This window comes from Candidatus Eremiobacteraceae bacterium (assembly GCA_035314825.1).
GTDB lineage: Bacteria > Vulcanimicrobiota > Vulcanimicrobiia > Eremiobacterales > Eremiobacteraceae > JAFAHD01.
This window is the reverse complement of record DATFYX010000072.1, coordinates 1-26,329: the sequence shown is the minus strand read 5'-3', so window position 1 is coordinate 26,329 and position 26,329 is coordinate 1. Positions and strand designations below refer to the sequence as shown.

At 66.9% G+C, this 26,329-nt stretch carries 20 protein-coding genes; 6 read left to right on the top strand and 14 right to left on the bottom strand.

The genetic code is table 11. The features are described 5' to 3' along the window. Nucleotides 1-5 precede the first annotated feature (5 nt). From lpxD to dnaA, 14 genes are all read right to left on the bottom strand, one after another. Complete coding sequence (lpxD, locus tag VKF82_10040; GenBank protein ID HME82405.1) at nucleotides 6-1,046, bottom strand: UDP-3-O-(3-hydroxymyristoyl)glucosamine N-acyltransferase; 1,041 nt, start codon at nucleotides 1,044-1,046, stop codon at nucleotides 6-8. 10 nt (nucleotides 1,047-1,056) lie between these two features. Further along, entirely contained in the window at nucleotides 1,057-1,476 is a 420-nt protein-coding gene (locus VKF82_10035) for a hypothetical protein (GenBank protein HME82404.1), read from the bottom strand. Next, complete coding sequence (locus tag VKF82_10030) at nucleotides 1,473-2,843, bottom strand: OmpH family outer membrane protein (protein HME82403.1); 1,371 nt, start codon at nucleotides 2,841-2,843, stop codon at nucleotides 1,473-1,475. The genes VKF82_10035 and VKF82_10030 overlap by 4 nt, the downstream gene beginning before the upstream one ends. After that, nucleotides 2,844-3,638: an OmpH family outer membrane protein gene (locus VKF82_10025; protein ID HME82402.1), complete on the bottom strand. Its 795-nt coding sequence runs from the start codon at nucleotides 3,636-3,638 to the stop codon at nucleotides 2,844-2,846. 15 nt (nucleotides 3,639-3,653) lie between these two features. Next, a complete protein-coding gene (locus VKF82_10020; protein ID HME82401.1) occupies nucleotides 3,654-5,882 on the bottom strand; it encodes a POTRA domain-containing protein in 2,229 nt (742 codons plus the stop codon). A 190-nt stretch (nucleotides 5,883-6,072) separates the two neighbouring features. After that, nucleotides 6,073-11,265 carry a translocation/assembly module TamB domain-containing protein gene (locus tag VKF82_10015; GenBank protein HME82400.1) on the bottom strand — a complete coding sequence of 1,731 codons (5,193 nt, stop codon included), beginning with the start codon at nucleotides 11,263-11,265 and terminating at the stop codon, nucleotides 6,073-6,075. 72 nt (nucleotides 11,266-11,337) lie between these two features. Next, nucleotides 11,338-12,990, bottom strand: a complete 1,653-nt coding sequence (locus VKF82_10010; GenBank protein ID HME82399.1) for a peptide ABC transporter substrate-binding protein — start codon at nucleotides 12,988-12,990, stop codon at nucleotides 11,338-11,340. 19 nt (nucleotides 12,991-13,009) lie between these two features. Beyond that, nucleotides 13,010-14,167 carry a bacteriohopanetetrol glucosamine biosynthesis glycosyltransferase HpnI gene (gene hpnI, locus VKF82_10005; protein HME82398.1) on the bottom strand — a complete coding sequence of 386 codons (1,158 nt, stop codon included), beginning with the start codon at nucleotides 14,165-14,167 and terminating at the stop codon, nucleotides 13,010-13,012. After that, complete coding sequence (gene hpnK, locus VKF82_10000; GenBank protein HME82397.1) at nucleotides 14,167-15,009, bottom strand: hopanoid biosynthesis-associated protein HpnK; 843 nt, start codon at nucleotides 15,007-15,009, stop codon at nucleotides 14,167-14,169. The genes hpnI and hpnK overlap by 1 nt, the downstream gene beginning before the upstream one ends. A 14-nt stretch (nucleotides 15,010-15,023) precedes the next feature. After that, nucleotides 15,024-16,934, bottom strand: coding sequence for a DNA topoisomerase (ATP-hydrolyzing) subunit B (gyrB, locus tag VKF82_09995; GenBank protein HME82396.1), 1,911 nt, complete (start codon nucleotides 16,932-16,934; stop codon nucleotides 15,024-15,026). Nucleotides 16,935-17,020: 86 nt separating this feature from the next. Continuing rightward, nucleotides 17,021-17,953, bottom strand: coding sequence for a DUF721 domain-containing protein (locus tag VKF82_09990; protein HME82395.1), 933 nt, complete (start codon nucleotides 17,951-17,953; stop codon nucleotides 17,021-17,023). Beyond that, a complete protein-coding gene (gene recF / locus VKF82_09985) occupies nucleotides 17,950-19,077 on the bottom strand; it encodes a DNA replication/repair protein RecF (GenBank protein HME82394.1) in 1,128 nt (375 codons plus the stop codon). Before recF ends, VKF82_09990 begins: the two co-directional genes overlap by 4 nt. A gap of 3 nt (nucleotides 19,078-19,080) precedes the next feature. Further along, nucleotides 19,081-20,193 carry a DNA polymerase III subunit beta gene (gene dnaN, locus VKF82_09980; protein ID HME82393.1) on the bottom strand — a complete coding sequence of 371 codons (1,113 nt, stop codon included), beginning with the start codon at nucleotides 20,191-20,193 and terminating at the stop codon, nucleotides 19,081-19,083. 285 nt (nucleotides 20,194-20,478) lie between these two features. Next, complete coding sequence (gene dnaA / locus VKF82_09975; protein ID HME82392.1) at nucleotides 20,479-21,858, bottom strand: chromosomal replication initiator protein DnaA; 1,380 nt, start codon at nucleotides 21,856-21,858, stop codon at nucleotides 20,479-20,481. 644 nt (nucleotides 21,859-22,502) lie between these two features. Between dnaA and rpmH the strand changes: the two genes are divergently transcribed. The 6 genes from rpmH to mnmE all read left to right on the top strand — a co-directional run. Further along, a complete protein-coding gene (gene rpmH / locus VKF82_09970) occupies nucleotides 22,503-22,640 on the top strand; it encodes a 50S ribosomal protein L34 (GenBank protein HME82391.1) in 138 nt (45 codons plus the stop codon). Nucleotides 22,641-22,664: 24 nt separating this feature from the next. After that, nucleotides 22,665-23,024: a ribonuclease P protein component gene (gene rnpA, locus VKF82_09965; GenBank protein HME82390.1), complete on the top strand. Its 360-nt coding sequence runs from the start codon at nucleotides 22,665-22,667 to the stop codon at nucleotides 23,022-23,024. Then, complete coding sequence (yidD, locus tag VKF82_09960; GenBank protein HME82389.1) at nucleotides 23,021-23,227, top strand: membrane protein insertion efficiency factor YidD; 207 nt, start codon at nucleotides 23,021-23,023, stop codon at nucleotides 23,225-23,227. The genes rnpA and yidD overlap by 4 nt, the downstream gene beginning before the upstream one ends. A 22-nt stretch (nucleotides 23,228-23,249) precedes the next feature. Further along, nucleotides 23,250-24,188: a YidC/Oxa1 family membrane protein insertase gene (locus tag VKF82_09955; protein ID HME82388.1), complete on the top strand. Its 939-nt coding sequence runs from the start codon at nucleotides 23,250-23,252 to the stop codon at nucleotides 24,186-24,188. Continuing rightward, nucleotides 24,185-24,979, top strand: coding sequence for a R3H domain-containing nucleic acid-binding protein (locus tag VKF82_09950; protein HME82387.1), 795 nt, complete (start codon nucleotides 24,185-24,187; stop codon nucleotides 24,977-24,979). The genes VKF82_09955 and VKF82_09950 overlap by 4 nt, the downstream gene beginning before the upstream one ends. A 58-nt stretch (nucleotides 24,980-25,037) precedes the next feature. Beyond that, nucleotides 25,038-26,329, top strand: a 1,292-nt coding sequence (gene mnmE, locus VKF82_09945; GenBank protein HME82386.1) for a tRNA uridine-5-carboxymethylaminomethyl(34) synthesis GTPase MnmE, incomplete at its 3' end; no start/stop codon positions are given.

Sequence of the window (26,329 nt, the reverse complement as noted above, 5' to 3'; positions counted from 1 at the left end):
CGGCGCTACCGGCGTTTGCGCAGTTCCGCCACTGCGTCTATGAGTTCGCGCACTTGTTCGAATAGTTTAGGCAGTTTTCTGAACATGACCTTCTGCGCCATCTCCTCGCGGATCGGCAGCGCAGGCGTTCCCCACACTTTGGATTTCGGCGGCAGGTCCGACGTGATGCCGGTCTGTCCGCCGGCGATCGTCATGTCGCCGATGGTGATGTGACCGTTCACCCCGACCTGTCCGGCGAGCGTGACCAATGCGCCGACGTCCGTCGAGCCGGCGATGCCCACTTGCGCGCACAGCGTGCTGTCGGGACCGATCGTGCAATTGTGCCCGATCTGCACGAGATTGTCGATCTTGGTGCCGGCGCCGATGGTGGTCGAGCCGGTGACGGCGCGATCGATCGCGCTGCATGCGCCGATCTCCACCCGATCGCCGACGACGACGTTGCCGATCTGCGGTATCTTGATCTGCTCCGCGCCGACGCGCACGAAGCCGAAGCCGTCGGCGCCGATGACGCAGTTGGCGTGCAGGATGCAATCGTCGCCGACCACGCAATCGTCGAGCACGCAGGCGCGCGGATGCAGCAGCGTGCGCTTGCCGATCGATGCGTTGCGCCCGACGTATGCGCCGGCCATGAGGATCGCGCCGTCGCCTAGGTGCGCGCCCGAGCCGACGACGACGCCCGCGCCGATGAACACGTCGGCGCCGCGCTTCACGCGGTCGTCGATCACCGCGCTCGGATGCGTGAACGGGCCGCGTGGCAGCGGCGGTGCGAACGAGGCGAGAATGGCGGCAAGCGCGGCGCGCACGTCGTCGGCGACCAGCAGCGACTTCTCGCCGCGTGGGAGATCGGCGGCCGCGCGCGGCACGATAACGGCTGATGCGCGCGAGGCGAGCGCACGCTCGATCCAACGCTCGTCGACGGCGAAGGTGAGCGCGCCCGGCGCGGCCTCGTCCACCGACGACACGCGCTCGATGGAGACGCGCGCGTCGCCCACCAGCGTTGCGCCGGCAATCGCCGCCAAGTCGCTCAAGGGGCGCGGCGCGGTCACGGCGCGCGCTCTATTTGGGCGTCGGCGAGGGCGGCGTGATGTTCAGCGCCTTTTCGACGTCAGGGGTGATATCGTCGCCGCCGTACGCCGTGCCCTCTTTGGTCACCACGACCTGGTAGTTGCGCTGCTTGGCGATGTCGGTGACGGCGGCGCGCACCTCGGTCGTGACCTCGTCGTTCCAACGTTTCTCCTGGTCTTGGAACTGGGCCAGCGCCTTGCGCTTCTCGGCCGGGCTCACTTTGCTCTGCGAAATCGCTTGGTAGTTCGCTTGCAGCTGGTTGTAGTAGTTCTGGAACTTCGGCCAGTTGGCTTCCAGTTCGGTCACGCGCACGACGGCGATGCGCGAGTGCGCCTGCGCGCAGCCGCCGGCCGCGACGGCCGCGGCCAGCGCGACGGCCGCAAGCGCTCGATGTGAGTGTGTCTGTTTCACGTTTTGCTCCCGGATGGCGTGGGTGGTGACGGTGGAGATGAGGTCGCGGGTGACGAGTCTGAAGGCGACGGCGACGCCGGCAGCGCGGCGATGGCTTTGATGACTTGATCGGTGATGTCGACTGCCGAGCCGGCTCCGCGGATGTTGGTGAACACGATGGCGATGCCTCGCTGGCGCGCGACGTCACCGACCTGGGTCTGGACCTGCGTCAGGATCTTGCCGTAGAGGTCGCGCCGCTGGGCGGCGAGATCTTGCGACTCGTTCTGGATCGCGACGTCGTCGATGAACTGCATGTGCCCGATCGCGCTGTACTTGGCGACGAGCTGCTTGCGCGTCTGCTGATAGGCGGCCAGCGCCTTGGAGAATTCGGCGGCGTACTGCGCTTGGTTCTCGCTGTGGATCTTGTCCATCTGCGCGCGCGCCTTTGGATCTTTCTCGAGCTGCGCGTTGGCGTTGGCGACCTGCTGCTGGTATTGCGTGCCCAGGCCCGAGAGCTGCACGTGCAGCTGGTCGTTCATCTGCTTCTGCCGGGCCTTGAGCTTGTCGTTGGTCGCGTTCATCGACGCCGTGCGCGCCGCGTTGAAACGCGCGGCCGCGTCGCGCTGCAAGGAGTCCTCGTAGGTCTTGAGGTCCGCGTTGTCGCGCGACTTGAGCTGGTTGATCATCGACTCTTCGCGCGTCTCGATGTTCGCGAGCTGGCTCTCCGCCTGCTGGCGCTCGTCTTGGCTGAGATTGAGGTCTTCGAGCTTGGCTTTGAGGTTGAGACGCTGGCTTTGGCTCTGTTTCGCCAGGTCGATCTGGTAATCGGTCTCCTGCTTCTCGAGCTGCGCGCGCCGCGCACCGATCTTCAGACCCACCTCTTGCTGGAGCTGCCTGGCCACTTGCTGCAGATGCTGGCCATCCGCCTGATAGAGCTGCTTCTGGTAGTCGGTGAATGCCTTGAGCGCATCTTGTTGGACCTTCTGCGCTTGGGCGCCGAGCTGCTGGCCGATCGGAGCGGATGCGCCGGTGACCTGGGTTTGCAACGCCGCCATAGCCGCCGCTTCGCGCTGCTGGTAATAGGCGCGCCGCGCGTTGATCTGCGCTTGGAACTGCGCGTCCGCCGCGGCCAGGTCGGTTTCCATCTGCGTCAGCGCCTGCTGCTGCGCCGCCGTCTGCGGCGCAGGCGCGTTCTGCGCCTGACCGTTGAGCAACGTGATCTGCGATTCCAGCGTGTCGAGCTCCACGTGCAGCGGATGCGCGGCGATGACCTTGTCGATGTCGACGTAGCCGGCGCCGCTGCCATGTGAGAACGGAGCGCCTCCCTTCGCGCACCCCGCCAGCGCGACGACGAGCGCCGCGGCGACGAGTGCCTTGTGGTGCTTCAATTACTTCAGTGCTGCCAGCACGTCGGCGGTGACGTCGGTTCCGCCGTAGACGCGATCGGCCTGGTCGACGACGAGCAGCAGCTTCTGTTTCTTGGCGACATCCGAGATCGCTTTTTGGATCTCGTCGTTGAGCGGTTGGATGTCTTTCTTCTGCTCGTCTTTGAGCTGCTGGTTGAACGACTGCACAATCGTCAGCTGCTCGGCTTGGCTCTTGCCCGCGAGCTGCTTGTTGAGATCCTGCCCGAGCCGTTGGCGCGCCGCCTGAAACGCATCCGCGGCGGCCTTGGCCTTGGGCAGTTGGTCGATCTGGGCCTGATCGACATAGCCCACCTCGGACGGCGGCGGCGTCTGCACCGGCGGCACGATGATGCCGGGCTGGCCGATGGTGGATACCACTTCCTTTGTGATGTCCAGGCCGCCGTAGATGACGATCTGCTTGTCGACGACGACGCTCAGGCTGTGCTGCGCGGCCACCAAGGCGATCGCCGTCTGGGCGCGGCTGAGCAGCGGGTCGAACAACTCGTGCTGCTTGGCGGCGAGCCTCTGGTTGAACTCGCCGTAGATGCGCTGCTGGTCCGCTTGGCTCTTGCCTTTGATCGCCGCTTGGAAATCGCGCGCGGTCTGATCGCGATACTGCGCGAATTGCTGCTGCACCGCGGCGAACGCGGGCAGGCCCCCGATCGCGCCTTGGTCGACGAAGCCGATGTCGTTGATGTCGGTCGCCAGCGCTTGCGGCGCGAGCGCTAGTGCGGCGACGATCGCGAACGCGATCGCCGAAACGAATCGTATGTGCATTGTCTTATGGTTCTCCTAGAATGCTTGGCCGAAGCCGAATGAGATATGACTTCCCTGCGAGCTTGTGGCCAGATCGATGCGGATCTGCTGCGGCAGAATCGGTGTGGTCAAACGGATGCCGAAGCCGACGTCCGTCAAGAAGCTGTACGGCAGCTGCTTATAGGTGAAGGTCTGGCGCGGTCCCAGCACGACCGGCGCGTGCGGTCCTGACGGCGGTACCGGCGTCGGTGCCGGCGTCGGACCAGCCACCGCTTGGATGTACGGCGCGCTGCCGGAATCCGTGAAGAACACGACTTCCAGCTTGCGGTCGGCCGTCACGGGAATGCGCAGCTCGGCTTGTCCGAGCAGTTCGCGGTCGCCGTAGTACACGTACTTGGTCCCGCGCAGCTGCTGGTCCGACAAGCTGAACAGCTCGTTGTACGGCAGCGTGGTGCCGCCGCTCGAGAATCCCCAGACGAAGTTGAAGCCGAACGTCGAATGCCGTTTGACGGGATAGAAGCGCGTGAGCTGGAAAATGCCTTTGTCGTATTTGTAGTCCGATCCGAGGAACCTCAGCGCGGCTTCGTCGTAGATCGAGGTCACGCCGCCGTAGCGCGGGTTCTGCACGTCATCGCGATTGTCGCGCACCAGGCTTGCGTTGAGCGAGCGCAGCGCCTGGCTGGGCTGGGTGCCGCCGACCGTCACGCCGGCACCCGGCGTGGTGACGCCGATGGAGGTCTGGTCAAGCAGCGAGTTCGGGAACCCTTGCGCGGTGAATTGCTGGTACAGCCGCGTCGCCGACAAGCCGTAGTACAGGCGCGTGTACTCCGCGACCGGGTGGCCGGTCGTGATCGAGATGCCCGCTTGGCGCGACGAGAAATCGGCGAATTGGCCCGAGCACGGCGTCGAGCTCGGCTGGCACACGGTGTTGGTGCCGGGCGTAGGCGTCGCGGTCAGCGGCCCGCTCGAGACGCTGCCGCCGGGCGGCGACAGCGAATAGAACGGATTGTTGCCCGCCTCTTTATACACCGGGTACGGCTGGTTGGTGGTCACGTTGTTGAAGATGTTGACCGCCAGCGAGGTCGCCTTGAACCTGTGCAGATACGGGACCGTGATGCCGAAATTGACGGCCGACGTGTATTGGCCGCGCGAGGCCGCGATCGACGCGCCGTTGCCGGTGCCGTCGACGTTGCTCTCCGAATACGAGATGTTGCCCGACAGGCCTTGGCCGTACGTGCCGCCGCCGCCGTACGAGAGACCGACGCTGGCGGTGCCGGTGCGCTGTTCTTGCACCGTCCACACCAGCGTGACATAGCCGCACTTGTCGCCGAACGGCTTGATCGAGAGATCGACGGTCTTGAAGAACTGCGTGTTGTTGATCGCCTCGTAATCGCGGCGCAGGCGGTTGTCGGTGATGAGATCGCCGGGTCCGAGCAGCAGCAAGCGCCGGATCACGTAGTCCTTGGTCTTCGAATTGCCGACGATCTCGACCGCGCCCACCTTGGATTCGCACACGCTCACGTCGACCACACCCGCGCTGTTCGGGTCGACGCTGCCGTCGACGATCGCCGAGAAGCCGAGGTCTTTGTACAGGTTTTGGATGGCCTGCAGGTCGTCGCTGAACTGCTGCTGCGAGAACGTCGAACCGGGTTTGGTCTTCATGACCGCGAGGATCGCCTGCGTGTTGATGATGTGGTTGCCGGTGACGTCGATCTTCGCGACCGTGACGCCTTCCTTGACGTCGATCAGCAGGTGGCCGTCGGCATCGATGTGGATGTTCTTGACGTGGCGCGTGCCGGTGTAGCCGAGCTTGTCGTAATACGAGTTGATCTTGGCGACGTCATCGCGCAGCGTGTTGGTGTCGAGCACCGAACCAGTCGAGGTGTCCATGAGCGCGGTGAGGATGTCGCTCGAGACGTGCGTGTTGCCGTCGAAGGTGATCTTGGTGACGACCGGGTTTTCGATGACGATATAGGTCACCGCGACGCCGCCCGGCGCCGCGCGCAGATCGGTCTTGACGTCTGAGAAATAGCCCAGGCCGAGGATGGCGTTCTGATCCGCTGCGATCTGCTTGGTGTCGAGCGGCGTGCCGGGCCGCGTCTTGATCACCGCTGCGATCTTGTCGGTGGGGACGTGGGTGTTGCCCTTGATGTTCACCGCGGTGACGATGGGCGTCGGCGCGGCAGGCGTCGCCTGGGGCACGAAGGCCACCACGAGAGCCGCTGCGGCGAGCACCACAGCCGCACTTCGGATGACAAGACGCAACAGTCGGGGACTCCTCATCAAACGTGCCGGCTGGCCGGCGCCCTTCGGGTCGGGCAGACAACCGAGCGGACGGCGGCCCGGTCTTTGCCGCCGCCCGCGAGAGCTTCTGTGGGCCGCGTTGGCGTAGGTTTGAGCGACTTGGCTTCCCACGTTTTCCGGCACATTCCTGCCCGCGCAGGCGCCCGCGACGTCACTTAAACGTCACTCGCATGCCGACCCGGTACGTGATGAATCCTGAAGGAGCGGTGGTCGACGTGAACTCGAGCGCCGCGTAGTCACGTACGCTGTATGACGCTCCGTAATACTGCGTCACCGGCTGCGAGGTCGTCGAGCCGTAGATCACTGCGACCGTCGGCGAGACGAACTTGCGCACTTCGACGACGATCTGGCCCAGTTGGTTGAATTCGAGCGAGACCTCTTCGATATTGAGCGATTGCGCGAGCGCGGTGGAGAACGGCGAGAGGATGCTGCGCGAAAGCTCCGCGCTGAGCAGGCGTTGCGCGCCGACCGACAGCGTCTGCTGCGTCACGCCGCCGGTCAGCGCACCGACGTCGGATCCGCCGATGATGCCGGCGAGGATCTGCTCGGGCGTCTGACCGCTGCTCGACGAGATGACCGTATTCAGGTGATCGACGCGCCCGCTGATGTCGAGCGTGACGCGATCCCCGTTGACGACCGTCGACGCCGTCGCGTCAAGCGACGGCAAGACGCCTTGGTCCGGTTCGAACGAGAGCACGCCGCGCTCGACGCGGAAGGTCACGCCATACGCGCCGATGGTGCCGCGTTTGGTGGTGAACTCGCCCGCCAGCTGCGGGTCGCGCACGCTGCCGCCGATCGCGAGATTGCCGTCGGTCGTGAGATCGACCGGACCGCCGCGCACGCGCACGTTGCGCGCGTCGGCCGCCAGTTGCATATTGAGCGATGGCAGGTCGAAGAACGTCGGCGCGGGCGTCGCGAGCGCGGCCGGCGTGAGCACGTGCTGGCCCGGCGGATAGACGCCGCCGCCGTATACGATGGTGTGGCCTGGCAGGAGCGCCGGCACGCCGGGGATGTCCGAGGTGGGCGGCGGTCCCGTGGTATCGCCCAGCGTCGTGGCCAGCTGATAGATGGCGGAGACGGGAATCGTGCCGTCGCGCAGCGTGACCGTGCCGGCGAGCAACGGCGTCGAACCCGATTGCGTCAGACCGAGGTCGACGTTGAAGGTGCCGGAGACCCAATTGGGCGCGTCGAGGGGCACGCCGACCGCATGCAGGGTCGCGTAATACGCGAGACCGGGCGTGTTGCGCAAGCCGACCGCGGGCACGACGTAGGCGCGGCCGCTGCCGCTGAACGACCCGCTGCCCGCTTTGCCCGCAAGATCCGTCAGCGTGATCGAGTCGTGCGAGAAGACGAGGTCCGCGTTGATCGAGCGCAGCGGTACCGTCTGGTAGCGCGACGTCAGCTCGCCGCCGCGCAGACGGGCCGACCCCTGCAGTTCCGGTTTGCCGGCGGTGCCGCTCGCCGCCGCGTTCGCGTCAAGCGTGCCCGCCAGCGCGCCCGCACCTTTGAGAAGCGGATCGAATGCGGCGATGTCGATGCCCGCGGCATCCAGGCGCAGATCGACCGGCCGGCTCGGCGGACCGAGCGCGAACGGCACGAGCTCGAGCGGCAGCGACCCGGACAGCGTCAGCAGCCCCCGACCATTCGAGAGGCGCGCCAGCGTGTCGCCGATCGCGACCTCGTTCGCAGAGTAGGTGGCGTGCGCTGCGAGCTGGTCGTAGCCGATGCCGAGCACTTCGCCCGGCGTGGCCGTGAGGCTACCCACGATCACCGGCTTGCGCACCGTGCCCGAGAGCGCCAGCTGCGTCTGCGCGGCGCCGTTGACGTCGATGTTCGAACCGAGGAGCCGGGCCAGCCCGCGCAGATCGCTCACCGCCAGCTGTGCGTCGCCTGACAGCGCGCCGTTGCGGCGCAGTCGCGCATCGGCGACGGCGTGTCCGAACGAGACGTCGACGACGGCGTCGCGCAATTGCACCTGGGTTCCGTCGCTGGTGATATGGCCGCTCGCGCCCAACAGCTGCAGCTTGCGCACGTATCCGTCGTGCACGGCGAACGCGACGTCGACGGCCGGTCCGGCGAAGGTGCCGTGCAGCGTGCCGTTCGCGTCGATGGTGCCGCGCAGTCCCCAGTCCTCAAGCCCCGTGAGCCGGCCGAGCAAACCAAGGTCCAGGTCCGACGCCTGCGCGTCGACGCGATAGGTCGAACGGTGAAGATCTGGGATGGCGGACGCCTGGTCGCTCAAGGCAAGGTCGCCCGAGACATCGCTTGCGCCGAGCTCGCCGTTCTGGGCCACGTCGACATGCAGACCGTTGGCGCCCGATTCGCGCATGACGGCGCTGACCGAGCCGAGCGGCACGCCGGCCACGTAGGCGTCGGCGAGCGCGATAGCTCCGTGCGCGCGCGCGCCGCCAGGCGCGAGCGACAGCGAGATGTCCGCGGTGCCGATCCCTTCGAGCACGTCGCGCCCTTCGAAGAAGCTGTTGACGTCCGACAGGTCCACGTGTGCGCTGCTTGCGCGCAGCGCAAGACGGTCGCGCGAGTACCGTCCGCCGAACGCGAGCGCGCTGTCGCCGAGCTGCGTCGCGCCGTCGCGCAGCGTGAAAGCGCCGTCCTCGTACGAGAACGTGCTCTGGTTGCCGAGCAACGTGACGCCGCGCAGCGTCGCCGCGCCGCTGTCCAGCGTGCCGGCGAGCTGCGGGTCGGACGCGCGGCCGCGCAACGCGACGTCTGCGCTGAACGCGCCGGCGACCGGCCACTCGGGCGGCAGCACGTGAGCGAGCACGGCGCCGAGGTCGCCGTCGCGCACGGATGCGGATGCGTCAATCGTCACGTCGGAGAGCGCGGCTCCCGGCGCGACGCCGCGCGCGCTGCCGCGCACGCGCATGCGCGTGCCGGCGACGTCGACGTCGCCCGACGCCCGCAGATCGCGCCCTGCGTATGCGATGTCGCCCGATCCTTCTACCGGCGTGCCGTGCATGCGGCCATGCGCCACCGAAACGGACGCTGAGATGGCTGCGCCGTTCGCAGCCGGCTTCACGTCGCCGATCAGCACTGCGGTCCCCGCATCGAAGGGCAGGCCGGCCTGGCGCAGCGCAGCCATGTCGATGCCGCTGGCGAAAATGCTCGCGCCGCTCGACGTTCCGAACGCGCCGATGCTGCCGCGCAGCGCGCTGGCCCGAACCGCGTAGCGCAGCGGGGCGGCGGGACCCGCGGCCGCCTCAAGCGTCAGGCCGCTCAGCGGCAATCCGTCGAATATCGCGTCGCCGTCGCGCGCGGCGATGGTCGCCGCCCAACCGCTGGCGCTGAACAGCGTCTCGAAATCGCCGCGCACCTCGCCGCTTGCGGGAATGCCGGCCGCCCGGGCTAGCGGGGCGAGCGCGAGAGCGCCCGTACCGCGAACGTCGCCGGCGACCTGCAACGTGCGCGGATCCACGCGCGCCTCGCCGGCCGCGCGCACCGCGACATCGCGGCCGCGTAGTTCGAGCAACTGAAGCGCGACGCGGGGACCGCTGCCGCTGGCGCGCATCATCACGCTGTCGACGCGCTCGCCGTGCACGACCACGTCGCTGCCGCGCAGATCCACCACGGTGGCCAGCGCGCCATCGCCGACGTCGGAGCCGCCGCTACGCGCGACACCGTCAAACGTTCCGTCGATCTCGGGCAGCGAGATGAGCGGCAGGATCCCCGGCAGACCCGCGCTTCCCGCGAAGATGTGGACCGGTGCGTGCGACGCGACGACGCTGGCGAAGAATGCGCGCTTCTCGGGGTCCGAGCTATCGTATGCCGTTCGCGCGGTGATGTCGCCGCGCCGCCAGGCGATCCGGAGGGCGCCGAACGCCGACGAGCCGACGATTCCCGCGACGGTGATCGCTGCGTTCGCACCGCTCCCTCCGAGCGTGCGCCCAAACACGTAATAGCGCGCGCTGCTCCCGGGACCGTCGATCGACGCCAGCGCTTGCACTATGCCGCCGCGATTGAGGTTGGCGATGACCGGCACGGCGCGCGCCGGCGCGACCGCGGTCGCGATCGCCTGGAACGCAGGCTCGTCTGCCAGCGTGATATCGCCGCCGCCCGATAGTCGGCCGCCGTCATACGAGGCCTCGACCTGCGGCAGCGTGAGGTGAGCGTCATGATAATAGAAGCGAGCGCGTGCAGCGGCCAGCGGAATGCCGTCCACGTGCTCGGTTCCGGTGCTTCCCTCTACATCGCCCGCGACGTGCACGTCGTGCAGCGGCCCATCGAAGCGCAGACGCGCCTCGAACGCGCCATCAACCGCTTGTGCGCGCGAGAAGGCGAGCAATCGCCGTGCGAGGTGCAGATCGCCGTGCGTGCGCGCGACGAACCCCAAGCGTACGCCGTCGGCCAAACGGATGCTGCCGCGCGCCTGCACCGGCAGGCCGGCCGCATCTCCGCGCACGTCGTCAAAGCCGAGATAACCCCCGCTGTACGCGAGCGTGCCCGCGAGATCGCGCACCGGCACGTCCAGCGGCACGACGTGGATACTGCCGCCGTGCACGCGCGCGCTGGCGCTGAAACGCCACGACGGACCGGCGCCGCTTGCGAAGCCGGCATCGTACGCGCGCGCGACCACGTCAGCCGTGCCGCGTTCGGTCACGAACTGCGGCGAGGAGATCAACGCGTCGAGTGGCGGCGCGAACGCGACAGATGGAGCGTCCAGCGTCAGCTGCGCGAAGCCGACGGGATCGTTCTCCGAGAGCGCGCCGCGGATGTGCGACGTCGCCCCCTGGGCTGTGTAGGTCGCGCGCAGGTCGCCGCGTCCGACTCCGCCGGTCAGCGCAGCGTCGATCTCGATGCCGGTGACGGAGAACCATCGGCCCGGCCGCGCGTACGCGCTGGGGTTCTCGACGTCGAGCCTGCCGCCGGCGATGCGCAGCGTCAGCGTGAGCGGCGCTTGTGAGAGGCCTGCGTGAGTCGCGCCGGCGGACGGCGGCGCCCCAGACACGAACGTCGAGAGATTGGTCGAGCCGTCCGGCAGCACGACGAGGCGCAGCGCCGGCTGCTCGACGTCGATCGCGCGCACACCGTAGCGGTGATCGCTGCGGCCGATGAGCGCGCGCCAATCGTAGTCGATCGTCACGTGCTTGATCGAAAGGACGCGCCCGGTATCATCGTCGATCTCGAGATCAGACGCTTCGAAACGCGCCGTTCCGAGGCGCAGGTCGCCGCCCGAAACGTGCATCCCGTGCGCCGCGAGGAATGCCCCGAACGCGAAGCGCGCGAGCACCGAGCGAGGGCCCTGGAAACTCACCCCGACAAGCACGCATGCCGCGGCGAGCCCGACCACGAGCACGACCCCGCGCGCGACCGCTCGAAGGGAAAGCATCTGATGACCTTATTCCCTCACGCGCCGCCCCGCCCATGGCTGGCCGCCGTAATACGTACTATAAGGAAGATTCTAGATCGACCACTCCCAGGGGTTCCAGAACTCGGTCACGGCGTGGGCCGGCTTGAAGCCTCTCAGGTCGGTGCTGAAAACGTTGACTCTGCGGTTGAACCAGATCACCAGAAACGGTTGGTCGACGACGAGCATCTGCTGGATCTGGTCGTATTGCTTCTTGCGTTCGGCCAGGCCGTAGACGCGCAACGCCACGCGCTCGGCCGCATCGAGCCGCGGGTTGCAGTAATGATAGACGTTCTGACCGTTCGGCGGCCACTGGTCGCACATCGTGAACGCGGAATCGTCGGGATCGACGCCGTTGAGCCACGAGAAGAAGGCGACGTCGAACTTGCCGGTCTGCAGGATGCCGCCCGACGCGTAGTTAGCGCCTTCAATAGACGTGCTATAGCGCTTTTCGGTCATATCGACGCCCGCGGCTTTCCAATTCTGCTGCAGCACGCCGAAGACGACTTCGTCGATCGCCGAGCCCGCGGTTCCGGCGGCTATCAGCTCAAGCTTTTTCCCCTCTTTGTACCGGTAGCCGTCAGGCCCCATCTTCCAGCCCGCCGAGTCGAGCAGCGCCCCCGCGCGCGCGGGATCGTACGGATAGTTCATGACGTTGGGGTTGTGGGCCCATAGAAAGCTGGGCTGATCGGTCAGATTGGCCAGGGGAACTCCGTGCGCCGCTTTGTTGATGATGGTGTCGCGGTCGGTCGCATACGCGAGCGCTTGGCGCACCCGCACGTCGTGCAGGATCGGTCCCGACAGATTGTATGCGAGCATCGCGAACGCGGTGAACGGATTGAGGATCACACGCATCCCTTCTATTCCCCGCAGGCTGGGCAACTGCGACTGCGATGCTGCGTACTCCATGTCGATCTCGTGCGTGCGCAGCTGTGTGAGGATCGTGTCGTCGCTTGGGATGATGTGATACTCGATGACCTTGAGCTTGGGCGGTCCGCGCCAATAGTCCGGGTTCGCGGCGAACTTGATCAGGCTGCCTTTATGCCACTCGACGACTTTGAACGGCCCGGTGCCGACCGGCAGGTTGTTGTACGCCGCACGGTTTATGTCGGGAAGCGCCCCGAGCAGATGCACGGGCAGGATCGCATACGGCGTGCTGCTCATCGTGAAGAAGGTGGCGACGAACGGCGCGTATGGGCGTTTGATATGCACGGTGATCGTATGGTCGTCGATCTTGTCGATGCGGCTGATGATGTCGTAGCCGAGGCGCGAGCCGACGTTGTTGTTCGGGTTCATCACCGCGTGCCAGGTGAAGATGACGTCGTCGGCGCCGAACGGCGCGCCGTCCTGCCACTTCACGCCGCGCCGCAGGCGATACGTGATGCGTAAGCCGTCCTTGCTGATGCCGCCGTTCTCGATCGTCGGCACGACCGTGGCGAGCTCGGGGACCCATTGGTTCTCGTCGCTCCAGTTGAACAGATAGCCGGCCCAGAACATCGACAGGTCGATGGTCGTCTGGTCGGTCGTCAGCTCCGTGTTCAGCGTCGAGGGGTCGAGGTTCTCGCCCATGCGCAGCACGCCATGATGCGTCCATGCGTGACCCGACGCGGGCGCGGACTCCGTGCTCACCTTGCTGCACGCGCTGACGGCAAGACACACCGCCACCATGAGAGCGATGCCGCTGCGGTTCATCGCGACGGCTTTCATGCGCGCGCGCCGCGCGCCTCTACGGCGTGGGCTCGATGATGCGGCCCTGCGCGTCGATGCGCATGTGCCGGTCGCCCCAGCGCACGCGGCGCCCGCAAAACGTGACCGCCCACTCGCACAGCCCCATGAGATCGCGCAGCGGCAGGAGCCACAGCGCGTCGCGCGTGCGCACGCGCAGCGCCGCGCGAGCCGCGTAATGCACGGCGAGGCGCAGCACGAGTGCCAGCGCGAGCAGCACCGCTCCGAGTGCCGGCCGGGCGCTGAGAAGAAGGAAGATCAGCGCCGGCGGCCAGGCGAAGGTGAGAAAGTAACCGGCGTATCCGGCCGGACGCGCTGCGCGGCTGGTGCGCGCCCAGCGCAGCTCGTGCGACCACAGCGAAGCGAGACCGGGTTCGGCGACGGCGTGCTCGACGACGTACGGAGCCAGCGCGACCCGAAAGCCCTGGCGACCGACCAGTTCGCCGAGCATCTGATCGTCGGCGAGGTATGGCGCGAGCGCTGCGAAGCCTCCGATCGCGTTCAGCGCCGCGCGCGTGACGCCCATCGTCGCGCCAAGGCAGAAGCGCACGCGCCCGAGCGCCGCGACCAAGACCGACGGGATGAACTGATCGTTGATCATCAGCGCGCCCAGTGCCGATGCGAGTCCTTCCTGCGGCACGCCACGGTACGCACACGTGACCGCGCCGACGCGCTCGCCCGCGAACGCGGACGCCAGCGCATGCAGATATGTCGGCCCGACGCGCGTGTCGGCATCGGCGACGACCACAACGTCGTATGTCGCGGAGCCCACCATGTTCATCAGCTGCGCGATTTTTGGGTTCGGCGCCGTGTGCGGGCCGCCGCTGACGCGAACGACCTGGCCGTGTGCGAACTCCGCGGCAAGCGCATCGATGACCCCGACCGCTGGACTGTCGGGGTCCGGCACGCCGAACACGACCTGGAATTGCGGATAGTCTTGCGCGCAGAACGAACGCAGGTCTGCACGCAAGTCCGGCGATGCCTCCGCGACCGGCTTGAGGATCGTGATGCCGGGCGACGGCCCGGACGGCGGCGCACTGCGTTCGTAGCGAGTCAGCCATTCATTGAACGCGAGCAGGCGCCACAGCGCCACGGACGCGTAGCCCAGCGCTGCCAGGCTGATCAGCCCGAACGCGGCGGCGAGCGTTTCGCGTAGCATCAGCCCGCCGCGCCGCGCGATCCGGATGGTCGGCGCGCGCGCAGGTCGCCGAACGAACTGCGCTGGATGTCGTGGTCGGCAAGTGCCTGCGCGAACGCGGGGTCGAGCAACGTGGCGAGTTCGCGCGCGCGCGGTCCCTGCGTCGCAGGGTGGAAATACATCTCGCTGCAGCCGTCGGGCAGCTCGCGCAGCAGCTGCAGCACGACGTCGCTGGTCATGTTGCCCGTGTCGTCCAGGCCGAACACGAAATCGTTGTACGCGACGCTCGCTGCGCGGCAGCGCGCGCGCATAAGCGCGAAGAGCGGCGCCAACAGCACATCGTTGCCGAACCGGCCCGCAAGATCGGTGCGGCGCGCGCGCCAGGACGGCAGCAACGGCTCCTGCGGAATGCGCACCGGCGGATCGCCGTAGTCGCGCCCGACGCGCAGCATCAGGCCGAAGATCGTCGGATGGACGTGCATGTGATTGTGCGCGTTCGCGTGGTCCAGCGCCAGTCCCGTCGCGGCGAAGGCAGCATATTGAGCGCGGATCTCGACTGCGAGCTGGCGGCGCGCGCCGGGATTGAAGAAGTAATTGAAACCGGTGCGCATGAGCTGCTCCGAAAATCGGCCGCGCTCGTCCACCAGATCGGGCACACGCTCGGCCGGCAGCGCCGGCCGCCCGTTGACCAGCACGACGTGCAGGCCGACGCGCAGCGCAGGCAGGCGCTTCGCGCGCGCGACCGCGTCGGCTGCGGCGGCGCCGGTGATCATCAAGCAGGTGGTGCTTAAGACGCCATCGCGGTGCGCGCGCTCGATGGCCTCGTTGACCTCGGCCGATTCGCCGAAATCATCGGCGCTGATGATCAGCCGGCGCGTCAGATGTCGAGATTCTTGACGTCGCGCGCGTTGTCGGCGATGAACTGCTTGCGCGGGTCCACTTTCTCGCCCATGAGGATCGAGAACATCTCGTTGGCGGCGACTTCGTCTTCGAGCAGCACTTTGCGCACGATGCGCCGCTCCGGATCCATGGTGGTCTCCCACAGCTGCTCGGGATCCATCTCGCCCAGGCCTTTGTACTGCTGGATCGAGTAGCCATCGCCGGCCTGCGCGATGACCGCGTCGCGCTCGTCGTCGCGATAGCAATACCAGATCTTCTTGCCCTTCTTCACCTGGTAGAGCGGCGGCTGTGCGATGAACAGATTGCCGTCTTCGATGAGCTTGCGCATGTAGCGGAAGAAGAACGTCAGCAGCAGCGTGCGGATGTGCGAGCCGTCGACGTCGGCGTCGGTCATGATGTAGATGCGATGGTAGCGCAGCTTGCTGACGTCGAAATCGGCCTCGAAGCCCGTGCCGAGCGCGGTGATGAGCGCGCGGATCTCCTCGTGGCCGACGATCTTGTCCAAGCGCGCCTTTTCGACGTTGAGGATCTTGCCTTTGAGCGGCAGGATCGCTTGGAAGTGCCGGTCGCGGCCCTGCTTGGCGCTGCCGCCGGCGGATTCGCCCTCGACCAGGAATATCTCGCTCTTGGCGGGATCGCGTTCGGAGCAGTCTGCGAGTTTGCCGGGCAGCGAACCGCCGTCGAGCGCGTTCTTGCGCCGCGCCAGATCGCGCGCCTTGCGCGCCGCCTCGCGCGCGCGATTGGCGTTGATCGTCTTTTCGATGATGCGCCGCGCCGGCCCGGGGTTCTCCTCGAGGTAGTAATTGAGCGCTTCGGCGACGATCTCGTCGACCGCGCCGCGCGCCTCGGTGCTGCCGAGTTTGGCCTTGGTCTGGCCTTCGAACTCGGGGTTGGGCAGCTTCACGGAGACGACCGCGGTCAGCCCTTCGCGCACGTCCTCGCCGGCCAGGTTGCCTTCCGACTCCTTGAGCATGCCGTGCTTCTTGGCGTAGTTGTTGAGCACGCGCGTCAGCGAGGTGCGAAAGCCGACCAGATGGGTCCCGCCGTCGACGGTGTGGATGTTATTGGCGTAGGCGTAGACCTGCTCGATGTAGCCGTCGTTGTACTGGAACGCGACCTCGACCGCGACCTTGCCGCGCTCGCCCGCGATGTAGCGGACGTCGTGCAGCGGCTCCTTGTTCTTGTTGATATGCTCGACGAAGCTCTTGATGCCGCCTTCGTACATGAAGGTCTGCTTCTTGTCCGTGCGTTCATCGTTGAGCTCGATGCGTAGCCCGCGGTTGAGGAACGCCAGTTCGCGCAGGCGCTGCTGCAGGATGTCGAGCGAGAACTCCAGCGTCGAGAACACTTGGGAATCAGGTTTGAAGTGCTGCACGGTGCCCGTGCCGTCCGCGGGCCCGAGGACTTTGAGCTTGGACGTCGCGATGCCGCGCGAAAACTTCTGCTCGTAGAGCTTGCCGTCGCGCTTGACGCGCGTGATCATCCATTCGGAAAGCGCATTGGTCACCGAGATGCCGACGCCGTGGAGGCCGCCGGAGACCTTGTAGCCGAGCTGATCGAATTTGCCGCCTGCGTGCAGCACCGTCATGACCACTTCGATCGCGGGCTTCTTCTCGCTCGGAATGACGTCGACCGGGATGCCGCGGCCGTCGTCTTCCACCGAGAGCGAGCCGTCTTTGTGGATGGTCACGGTGATGTTGCGGCAATAGCCGGCGAGCGCTTCGTCGACGGCGTTATCCACCGCTTCGAAGACGATCTGGTGCAGCCCGCGCGTGCTGGTGTCGCCCACGTACATGCCCGGCCGCCTGCGCACGCCTTCCAGGCCTTTGAGCACCTTGATCTGGGCGGCGCCGTATTCGCCGTCGCTCGGTTTTTTCGCCAACATCATACCCTTAAGCGGCAAAGCGGGCGAGCCGCGCTCGCCCAAGATATCGGCCGAATGAATTCGACCGCTTCATACATTCGTCAGAATCGCTACTTATCTGGTTTCTCGCGAACCGGCCGCGGCGCCTTTCGTTGCCCGTCGCGAAGGAGCGCATCGGCCCATTGCCGTCCGAGAACGCTTGCGAGCACGGCGCCGCTCAACTCCTCCTTGCGCTGCTGCGTCGCGAGCATGACGAAGCTCCACGCCGCGACGCGGTCGGCGGCGTCAAGAGCGTCCCGTCGCAAGCGAGCGCGCGCGTTGAACATCTGCAGCTCGCACTGCGTCATGAGGGCACGCCGAACGCGCTCGTAGCTGCGCGCGTCGGCAGCCGGCAATTCGCGCCGCAGCTCGGCGTGCTTCAGCCAGGGAGCGTTTGCGAGCACGCCGCCGATCGCGCCATCGGCGGCGCGGCGCGCTTGTTCGCGACAGACGCCGCACAGGGGCGGCGACGTGCACCAACATGAGCACGTGCTGCAGCGCTGCCAGCCGGCCTGCGCGCGGCGCTCGTCGAGCTGAGTTTGTGCGCGCCGCAGGCGGGCAAGGACCATTTCGAGGTCATCCCCCGCTGCCGGCGCCTCGTCAAGCCCCGGCCCCGGCCGCACGGCGCTCGCCCGATCCGCAGCCGCCGGCCCCGGCGCTTTCGAAGAGCGGGCTCCCACGTTGCCCGCGAGCAACGCGCGGCTGCGGCCGCTGGCCACCGCGAACTTCAATCGCCGCAGATCCACGCCCGGGCAGCGCTCGCGCAACCGCTCGATGATCGTCGGCGCCAGAAACGTGAGCTGATGGCTCCACGCGCTGCTCGGCGTGAGCACGGTGAGCGCGCCGTCACGGAACGCTCCCGCCCGCGTGCGCCGGGCAACGTCGACGCCGACCGCGTCGGGCCACGCCGCGGACAGCGCGCCTGCTTCGCCGCCTGCGGCGACGCGTTCGCCCGCCGGCCGGTATGCTGCCAGCAGCGTGCGCAGCGTTTTCGGCCCGGTCATGCGCTTGCGGCGCGCCGCACGTCCTGCACCAGCGTGCCGTTCTTGACGTGCACCACGTGATGCGGCGTCTCGAACGCGACGTCGGACAGATCGGTGGCGGTGATGAAGGCCTGCTCGAAGCCGGCGATGCTGGACATGAACGCGTGGCGGCGCTGTTCGTCGAGTTCGGAGAGCACGTCGTCGAGCAACAGCAGCGGCGCTTCGCCGGCTGCCGCATGCGCCAGTGCGTATTCGGCCGCTTTGATCGCCAGCACGGCGGTGCGCTGCTGGCCTTGCGATCCGTAGCGCGCCAGCGCACGTCCGCCCAAACCGATCGAGATGTCGTCGCGGTGCGGCCCGAACAGTGACACCTTACGCGCCGCTTCGGCGCGCGCGCCCAGCGCGAGCGCTTCGGCAAGGCGCCCGGATATCGCATCGGGTGTGTACGCGTCCTGCGCCGGGGACGGAGCGTATGCCACCTCCAATGCGTCGCGGCTGCCCACCCAGCGCGCGTGCGCGGTCTCGGCTTCGTGTCCGAGACGGCGCACGTAGGCGGCTCGAGCGCTCACCAGGCGCGTGCCGATGTCGGTCACTTGCGCGTTGTACGTCGCGAGCAACGTGCGATCGCCCGCATCCGGCGAGCGCAAGAAGGCGTTCTTCTGCGCCAGCACTTTGATGTACGCGGCCAAGTCGTGGTAGTAGCCGCGATCGAGCTGCGAGAGCGCCGCATTGAGGAGGCGCCGCCGCAGGCTGGCGGGACCGGTGATCAAGCCCAGATCCGCGGGCGCGAACGTCACCGCAGTGATGCCGCCGAGAAAGCTGCCATACGAGACGCCGCGGCCGTTGCGCAAGAAGCGCTTGCGCGCGCCTTCGCCCGCGCGGGTGATCACACAGCCGGCCGACGCGACGCCCGAGCGCGTGTGGACCTGCGCCGCCACGCTCGCGGCGGGGGCGTCGAAACGGATCAGATCCGATTCGCGTACCGTGCGGAACGATTTCCCCAGCGCCAACAGGGCGAGCGCTTCGAGCACGTTGGACTTGCCCTGCGCGTTGGCACCCACCAAGATGCACGCGCCCTCCGGCGGGTCAAAGCGGAGGGCGGCATAGTTGCGGAAATTCGCGAGTTCGAGCGAGTCGACGCGCACTGTCTACTGCCGCAGCGGCATGAGGATGTATAGCTGGCGCTCGGCGAGCTCGCCTGACGCCGGGCGCATCGCGCCGGGATTGAGCGCGCCTTGGAAGCTCATCGCGACGGTGTCCGCGCCGACGTGGTTGAGGATCTCGACCAAGTATTTCGCGTTGAAGGCGATGGTGAGCGGATCACCGCTGCGCTCGACGTCGATCTCCTCGTACGCGGTGCCGGCGGTGTCGGAGCTAGCGGTGATCACGAGGCTCGTGCCGTCCATCGCGAGCTTGACCATGCTGGCGCGGTCGCCGGCGACCACTTCGGCGCGGCGCAGGCTCGCCAGCAGCTTCTCGGTGCTTGCGATGACGCGCTTGTCGAACTCTTTGGGGATGACTTGCTGATAGTTGGGATACTGCCCGTCGATGAGGCGGGCGATCACCTTCACATCGCCGGTGTTGAATACGAGCTGGTTGGCTTGCCCGCCCAGCACGGTCGCTTCGATCGTGCCGCCCGACGCGACGCGCACGACTTCGCCCAGCGCCCGCGCCGGCACGATGAGGCGCGCGGATTGCTTGACGGGTTCGGTCAGCGCAAGCTGATAGCGCGCGAGGCGATAACCGTCAGTGGCCACCATGGTGAGCGATGCGCCGTCAAGTTCGAGCAGCGTGCCCATGAGCACCGGGCCGCGCGCCTCTTCGCTCGAGGCGGCGAAGGTGACCGCGGTCGCGGCTTCGCGGAACGCTTTGGCATCGATCCGGAACTCATCCGACGACGTGCCTTCGGGCAACGGCGGATATTCATCGGCGGGCAAGGCGAAGAACTCGTAGTTCGATCGCTCGCATTTGAGCGTCGCCCGGCTCGCGGTGCCCGTCATCTCGAGCGTGGCGGCCGGCAGGTTTGCGAGGTAGCCGGAGAACAGGCGCGCCGGCACGGTGCAGCGGCCTTCCTCGGTCACCTCGGCGTTGAACGCGTTCTCAAGCGTGAGCTCAAGGTCGGTGGCGCGGACGCTGACGCGTCCCTTCCTGGCCGTCAGCAAGACGTTCCCCAAGATCGGCATGGTGCTGTGGGCGTTGACCACCTTGCTGGCAGCGGCGACCGCCCCCGCGACATCCTTCGCGTTGCAACTGAACTTCATCGTCTTCCCTCGTAGCGTTTGTGCTGTGCGTAGTTATTCGCAACGCCGCTCAGTTCATTCCGTAGCCTATCTAGTTTTCTTTATGTCGTCATCTCCGTAATAGGGCGGTGTATAGCGAGGATGACGTCGGCGTCGTCGGTGGTTGTTGCGTTCGCGCCCCGGTGTCGGCTGTGGAGCGCGGGCCGCCCCATGCACCGCTTGCACATCGGGCCGCCGGCGCGCGCCTCGCGCATCCGGCTATCCACCCCATCCGCAGCGTATCCACGGACTTTAGGATGAACGCGTTCAGCCGTCTTGGTTGATGGTCGCGACGACCGATTTGAGCTTGCTGCGGAACTCCGGATCGCGCTCGGTCTGGTCCTTGACCTTATTGCGCGCGTACATCACGGTCGTGTGGTCCTTCTTGCCGAATTCGCGGGCGATCTGGGGCAGCGACGCGTTGGTGAGGTCGCATGCCAAGTACATCGCGATCTGGCGCGGCACGGTCAGGCGGTGGTCGCGGCGCTGGCCCTCGAGCTCCTTGAGGGTGATGCCGTGGAAGCGGGCCACTTTCTCTTTGATGAGCGCGATGGTGACCTTTCGCAACGGCACCTCTTGGATCTCGTTGCGCAGCACCTCGGTGGCCAGCTCGACGGTGATCGGCTTCTTATACAAGGAGGCGTAGGCGGTCAATTTGATGAGCGCGCCCTCGAGCTGCCGGATGTTGGACGGGATGATCTTGGCGATGTATGACGTCACTTCGTGCGGCACGTCGATGTGATCGCTCTCCGCCTTCTTGCGCAGGATCGCCTCGCGCGTCTCGAGGTCAGGCTGTTGGATGTCGGTCAGCAGGCCCCACTCGAATCGCGAGCGCAGCCGGTTCTCCAGCGTTTGGATGTCCTTGGGCGGCCGGTCGCTCGAGATCACGAGCTGCTTGGACGCCTCGTGCAGCGTGTTGAACGTGTGGAAGAACTCTTCTTGCGTCTGCTCCTTGCCTTCCAAGAACTGGATGTCGTCGATGAGCAGCACGTCGACCGTCCGGTAGCGGTTGCGGAACTCGACGGTCTGGTTGTTCTTGATCGCGGTGATGAACTCGTTGGTGAACGTCTCGGACGAGACGTACACGACGCGCGCCTTCGGGTCGGAGACAAGGACCCGATGCCCGATCGCGTGCATCAAGTGCGTCTTGCCCAGACCGACCGCGCCGTAGATGAAGAGGGGATTGTACGCACGTGCGGGCGAGTCGGCCACCGCTTGGGCTGCCGCGTGCGCGAACCGGTTGGTCGCGCCGACGACGAATTGTTCAAACGTGTAGCGGTCCGTAAGGCCGGTGTGTCTGAAATCGTCGGTGACCGTGGCCATCTGCGGCGCCGCGTCCGTCGGCGTGGCCTGCCCCTGTTGTCCCGGTGAGGGGTCCACGACCGCGTCGTCGACGACGAAGCGGACGTTCATGGGGGCTCCCATGATCTCGGTCAGCGTCCCAAGGATAGTCACCTTGAGACGGTTCTCGGCCCAATCTTTGGCAAAGGCGTTCTGCACGGCGAGGGTGATCTCGTCCGTGGTCATGCGCTGGACGCGCATCGGTTTGATCCACGTCTCGAAGATCGGTTTTGTGAAACGGTTTTCCAGCGCGCTCAAACAGCTCTGCCACAGATATTCTTCATTGGTACCGAGAACAGTCGCCACTTCCATCACTTCTTTCTATTCGTTCGTAAAGGAAATCGCTGTCCGAGTCGTGAGCCGCAATTCGGACGGGCTCCGCGCTTTAGTGAGCGGAAATCCTTATTCCTTCAGGGTTTGCGCGTTTTTTCTATGCACATATCCACAGCAAAAGCGATGTGCATGTGGATACGATTTCTCGCGCATGGCGCAAGGGCTTGCGCGATGGGAGCGCGCGTTCGCACCCGAGCCGCGCGAACTTCCGATCGTTCGCCCGCGCCCGCAAACAAGATTTACGAGTTTTTCGCGCGCGAAACGGCGCAATGCCCCACCCCATAAGCCCTTGCGCCTCCCCGCGAACGTATCCACAATGTTATCCACAGGTGTGAATAAGGAGGCCGCGAGCATCGCGGCAAGCGATAGGGCCCTTGTGCGCCAGGTGTTTGCGCGGTTTTCCGATCCACGCGCGTCGCTTCGCCATACACCGCCTGTCCACGGAGAGGTCCACGGCCTTCCGTGCGCGGCGCGGGAGTGCCTACGTCCCGCAAACGTCACTGCAGCGCCTTTCTTGACGGTATTGCAGGCCCGCATCTATAATGAAGCTTCTCCAATCGCCATTGTCGCAAGTGCCGCCGCGGGCGGCACTTGGTATGTAGGAGCCCCGATACAACGTGAAACGCACTTTTCAGCCGCACAACCGCCGGCGCAAGCGGACGCACGGGTTTCGCGCGCGGATGGCCACAAAGAACGGCCGTCGCGTGTTGGCCACGCGCCGCCGCAAGGGCCGCAAACGCCTCACGCCGGACTAGGACGGCGCCGACGGACAGCGCACCATGCGCACCTTCGACAGCCTGCGCGGCCGGCGGGAGTTCACGCTTGTGATCCGTCGGGGCGCACCGGTGAAACGCGAGGCTTTCACTCTGTACGGGTACGAGCCGCGCGGGGCGACGACGACTAAGGTCGGCGTCGTGATCCCCAAGACGGTGGGCAAGGCGGTGCATCGCAATCGGCTGCGCCGACGCTGCAAAGCCATCCTCGACGCCGAGGGTTTGCGCGCGCCACACCGCTGGTACGTCATCTCGTGCCGGCCGGGTGCCGCGGGCCTGACATTCGTCGAACTACGACGCAACCTGACGAGCGCGCTTGCGCGCGCGCGCGACGCCGAGGCTCGGCCGCCTCGGAAGCGCGCATGAACCCGCTGGTCGTCGCCATCCGCGCCTATCAGCGGACGATCTCGAAACTGCTGCCGCCGGCGTGCCGCTTCACGCCCACATGTTCTGAGTATGCGGCGCAGGCGATCGAGCGGTACGGCGGGGCGCGCGGGTCGGCTCTGGCCGCCAAACGGCTGCTGCGTTGCCATCCGTGGCATCCCGGTGGCCACGACCCGGTTCCGTAGACTTCATCTATAAGAAGAGAGCATGACGATCGCCATCCTGGTTCACGTGTCCGCCCTGGTGTTCGGGTTCGCCAACCCGTTCGCGCCGATATTCGATCCGCTCTGGCATTTCTTCGGCTCGGTCATCGACTACATCAACGGCGTGACGCACAATTACGGCTGGTCGATGCTCGTGCTCGCGCTTGTCGTGCGCGTCGCACTCATCCCGCTGTACGTGCAGCAGTTCAAGTCCGCCAAAGAGATGCAGGCGCTCGCGCCATACCTCAAGCGGCTTCAGACCAAGTACAAGGACAACAAGCAGAAGCTCCAAGAGGAGACGCTGGCGCTGTATCGGGAGCACGGCGTCAATCCGCTCGGCGGCTGCCTGCCGTTGCTCGTGCAACTGCCGATCCTCTCGGCGGTGTATTTCGCCATCAAGGATCACAACGAACAGTTCAAAGCGGCGACGTGGGCATGGATCGGCTCGCCGCTCTCGCTCAAATTCCCCCACATCCTCGCCGTCAATCTGGCCCAGCCCGACCAAGTGCTGCTGCTGCTCTACGCCGTCTCGCTGTACTTCTCGGTGCGCTTGACGCCGACGCCGAACATCGACCCGCAGCAGGCGCAGATGATGAAGATCAACTCGCTCATCATGCCGGTCGCGCTCTTCTTCTTCTTGCGCGGCTATCCGTCGGCGTTCATCCTGTATTGGCTCGGCTTCAACGTGATCAGCATGACGCAGCAATGGATCATCATGCGTTCGCCGTCGCGCATCGGCGCGCCGCCGGCCGAGACGCCGGCGACGCTGGCCGGCTATCCGCTCGATTGCCCGTCGTGCAACGAGCGTCTGGTCGTGGTCAAGGGTAGCAAGTGCGAGAAATGTGGCGCCAAGGTGCGCAAAGTCCAGCCCAGCGGCAACGGCGCGGCCAACGCGCCGGCCGCCATCAATCCGTCCGGTGGAGGCGCAAAACAAGGCTCATGAACGATTACGGATCCCCTCACGGGCGCGGCGATCGGCCGCACGGCAATCGCGGCGGTGCGCCGCGCTACGGTCGCGGCCCAGGCTCAGGTTCCGGTTCTGGTGGCCGCGGCTTCGGAGGCCGCCCCTCCGACAGCCGCAACGGCGGCAGAAACGAGCGCGGTGGCGGCTACCGGCGCGACGGCGGCCGCGGCCGTCCGGCGCCGCGCAAGACCTGTCCGCCTGAGCTGGTCGAGCCGTTCAAGGAGGCGCGCGATTTCCTCGCCGGCTTGATCGCGGCGCTGGGCCTGCCCGCACGCCTGTCGTACGGGGGCGTCGAACCGGCGCGCGACGGACAGCAGGTGATGATCGACATCCGCGGGATCGCGCCCGCCGGACCGCCCGATCGCTTCCGCCGCGACGACGACAGCTCCGATGACGATCTCGCGATTCTCATCGGCAAGCACGGTGCGATGCTCGATGCGCTCACGGCGATCGTCAACGCGGTCATGCATCGCGGCGAATCCGAGGGGCTGTTCTTCGCGGTGGACGTCGAGGGATACCGCTCGCGCCGCGTCGCGACGCTTCGCTCGATCGCGCAACGCAGCGCGGATCGCGCGCTGCGCGAGGGCGTGGCGATCGAGCTCTCGCCGATGCCGCCGTCGGAACGCCGCATCATCCATCTGACGCTGGCGGCGCATCCCGCGCTTGCGACCGAATCGACCGGCAGCGGCTCGAACCGGCGCGTCGTGATCGTGCCGCGCGACGCGCCCCCGGAGCGTCCGCCGGAGTACGACGAGGAGCCCGCGTACTGACGCGCCCGACGTACGACACACGAGGACCCAACGACGCGCCTGCACGGGCGCGTCGTCATTGTGCGCGGCAGGCGCGAGCGCCAAGGCGCTGCTTTGGCGCGCGTCGCAATTCCACGACGACGTGACCATGCAACACGACGACACGATCGCAGCCATCGCCACGCCTCCCGGCGTCTCGGCGGTCGCGATCGTGCGCATCTCCGGTCCACAGGCACGAGCGATCGCCGCCGCATGTTTTGAGCCCGCGCGCGGCGGAGCGCTGCGCAATGCGCACGCGCGGCGCGGCTGGGTGCGCGATCCGCACACGGGCCAGCGTCTTGACGATTCGCTCGCGCTGCTGTTCGCAGCGCCGCAGTCATACACCGGCGAGGACGTGGTCGAGCTGCAGGTGCATGGCGGAGCGGGCGTGGTCGCAGCGGTGCTGGCGCACGTGGTCGCCGCAGGCGCGCGTCTGGCGGCGCCCGGAGAATTCACGCGGCGCGCGTTCGTCAACGGCAAGCTCGACCTCGCGCAAGCCGAAGCGGTGGCGGATCTCATCGACGCGCAGTCGCGCCAAGCCGCGGCGGCGGCCGCAGCCCGGCTTGAAGGAGCGCTCGGCCGGAGTCTGCGCGAACTGCGCGCGCAGCTGACTGCCCGCCTGGTCGAGATCGAAGCGCACGTCGACTATCCCGATGAGGTGCCGGCGCCGGATGCGACGCGCCTAGAGTCCGTCATCCGCGAGCAGTGCGCTCGCGTCGATGGCCTGCTCGCGGGCGCGGGTCCCGCGCGCGCATTGCGCGACGGCCTCGACTGCGTGATCGCCGGGCCGCCCAACGCCGGCAAGTCATCATTGCTCAACGCGCTGGTCGAGGCCGAACGCGCCATCGTGTCGGAGACGCCGGGCACGACGCGCGACATCGTCGAGGATCGCGTCGCGGTCGACGGCGTGGTCTTGCGCCTGCGCGACACGGCCGGGCTGCGCGCCACGTCGGATGCGATCGAGGCCGAGGGCGTGACGCGCGCACGGCGCGCGATCGGCGACGCCGAACTGATCGTCGTCGTGCTCGATGCGTCGTCGCCGCTGCGCGCCGAGGCGCGCGAGGTCATGCGCGCGAGCGACGGGCGCCCGCGCATCGTGCTGCTCAACAAGCTCGATCTCGGCGACGCCGGCGCGCGCGAGTTCGCGCGCGAATTGCCGAGCGTCGAGCACATCGTGGGCAGCGTCCGCCGGCCGGTGACGGTCGAAACGGTCCGGCGTGCGATCGCGCGGCTGGGCTGGGGAGGCGGTGCGATCGCCGCGAACACCGCGCTCGTCGCGAACGCGCGCCAGCTCGAGTCGCTCACACGCGCGCGCGACGCGCTCGGCCACGC

What these genes read in the sequence shown, in the direction of transcription:
- VKF82_10015 (HME82400.1), bottom strand. Translation starts at nt 11,265, where the DNA reads ATGCTTTCCCTTCGAGCGGTCGCGCGCGGGGTCGTGCTCGTGGTCGGG.
- VKF82_09955 (HME82388.1), top strand. Translation starts at nt 23,250, where the DNA reads ATGACGATCGCCATCCTGGTTCACGTGTCCGCCCTGGTGTTCGGGTTC.
- yidD (HME82389.1), top strand. Translation starts at nt 23,021, where the DNA reads ATGAACCCGCTGGTCGTCGCCATCCGCGCCTATCAGCGGACGATCTCG.
- hpnI (HME82398.1), bottom strand. Translation starts at nt 14,167, where the DNA reads ATGCTACGCGAAACGCTCGCCGCCGCGTTCGGGCTGATCAGCCTGGCA.
- rnpA (HME82390.1), top strand. Translation starts at nt 22,665, where the DNA reads ATGCGCACCTTCGACAGCCTGCGCGGCCGGCGGGAGTTCACGCTTGTG.
- gyrB (HME82396.1), bottom strand. Translation starts at nt 16,934, where the DNA reads ATGATGTTGGCGAAAAAACCGAGCGACGGCGAATACGGCGCCGCCCAG.
- VKF82_09990 (HME82395.1), bottom strand. Translation starts at nt 17,953, where the DNA reads ATGACCGGGCCGAAAACGCTGCGCACGCTGCTGGCAGCATACCGGCCG.
- VKF82_10010 (HME82399.1), bottom strand. Translation starts at nt 12,990, where the DNA reads ATGAAAGCCGTCGCGATGAACCGCAGCGGCATCGCTCTCATGGTGGCG.
- VKF82_09950 (HME82387.1), top strand. Translation starts at nt 24,185, where the DNA reads ATGAACGATTACGGATCCCCTCACGGGCGCGGCGATCGGCCGCACGGC.
- dnaN (HME82393.1), bottom strand. Translation starts at nt 20,193, where the DNA reads ATGAAGTTCAGTTGCAACGCGAAGGATGTCGCGGGGGCGGTCGCCGCT.
- VKF82_10025 (HME82402.1), bottom strand. Translation starts at nt 3,638, where the DNA reads ATGCACATACGATTCGTTTCGGCGATCGCGTTCGCGATCGTCGCCGCA.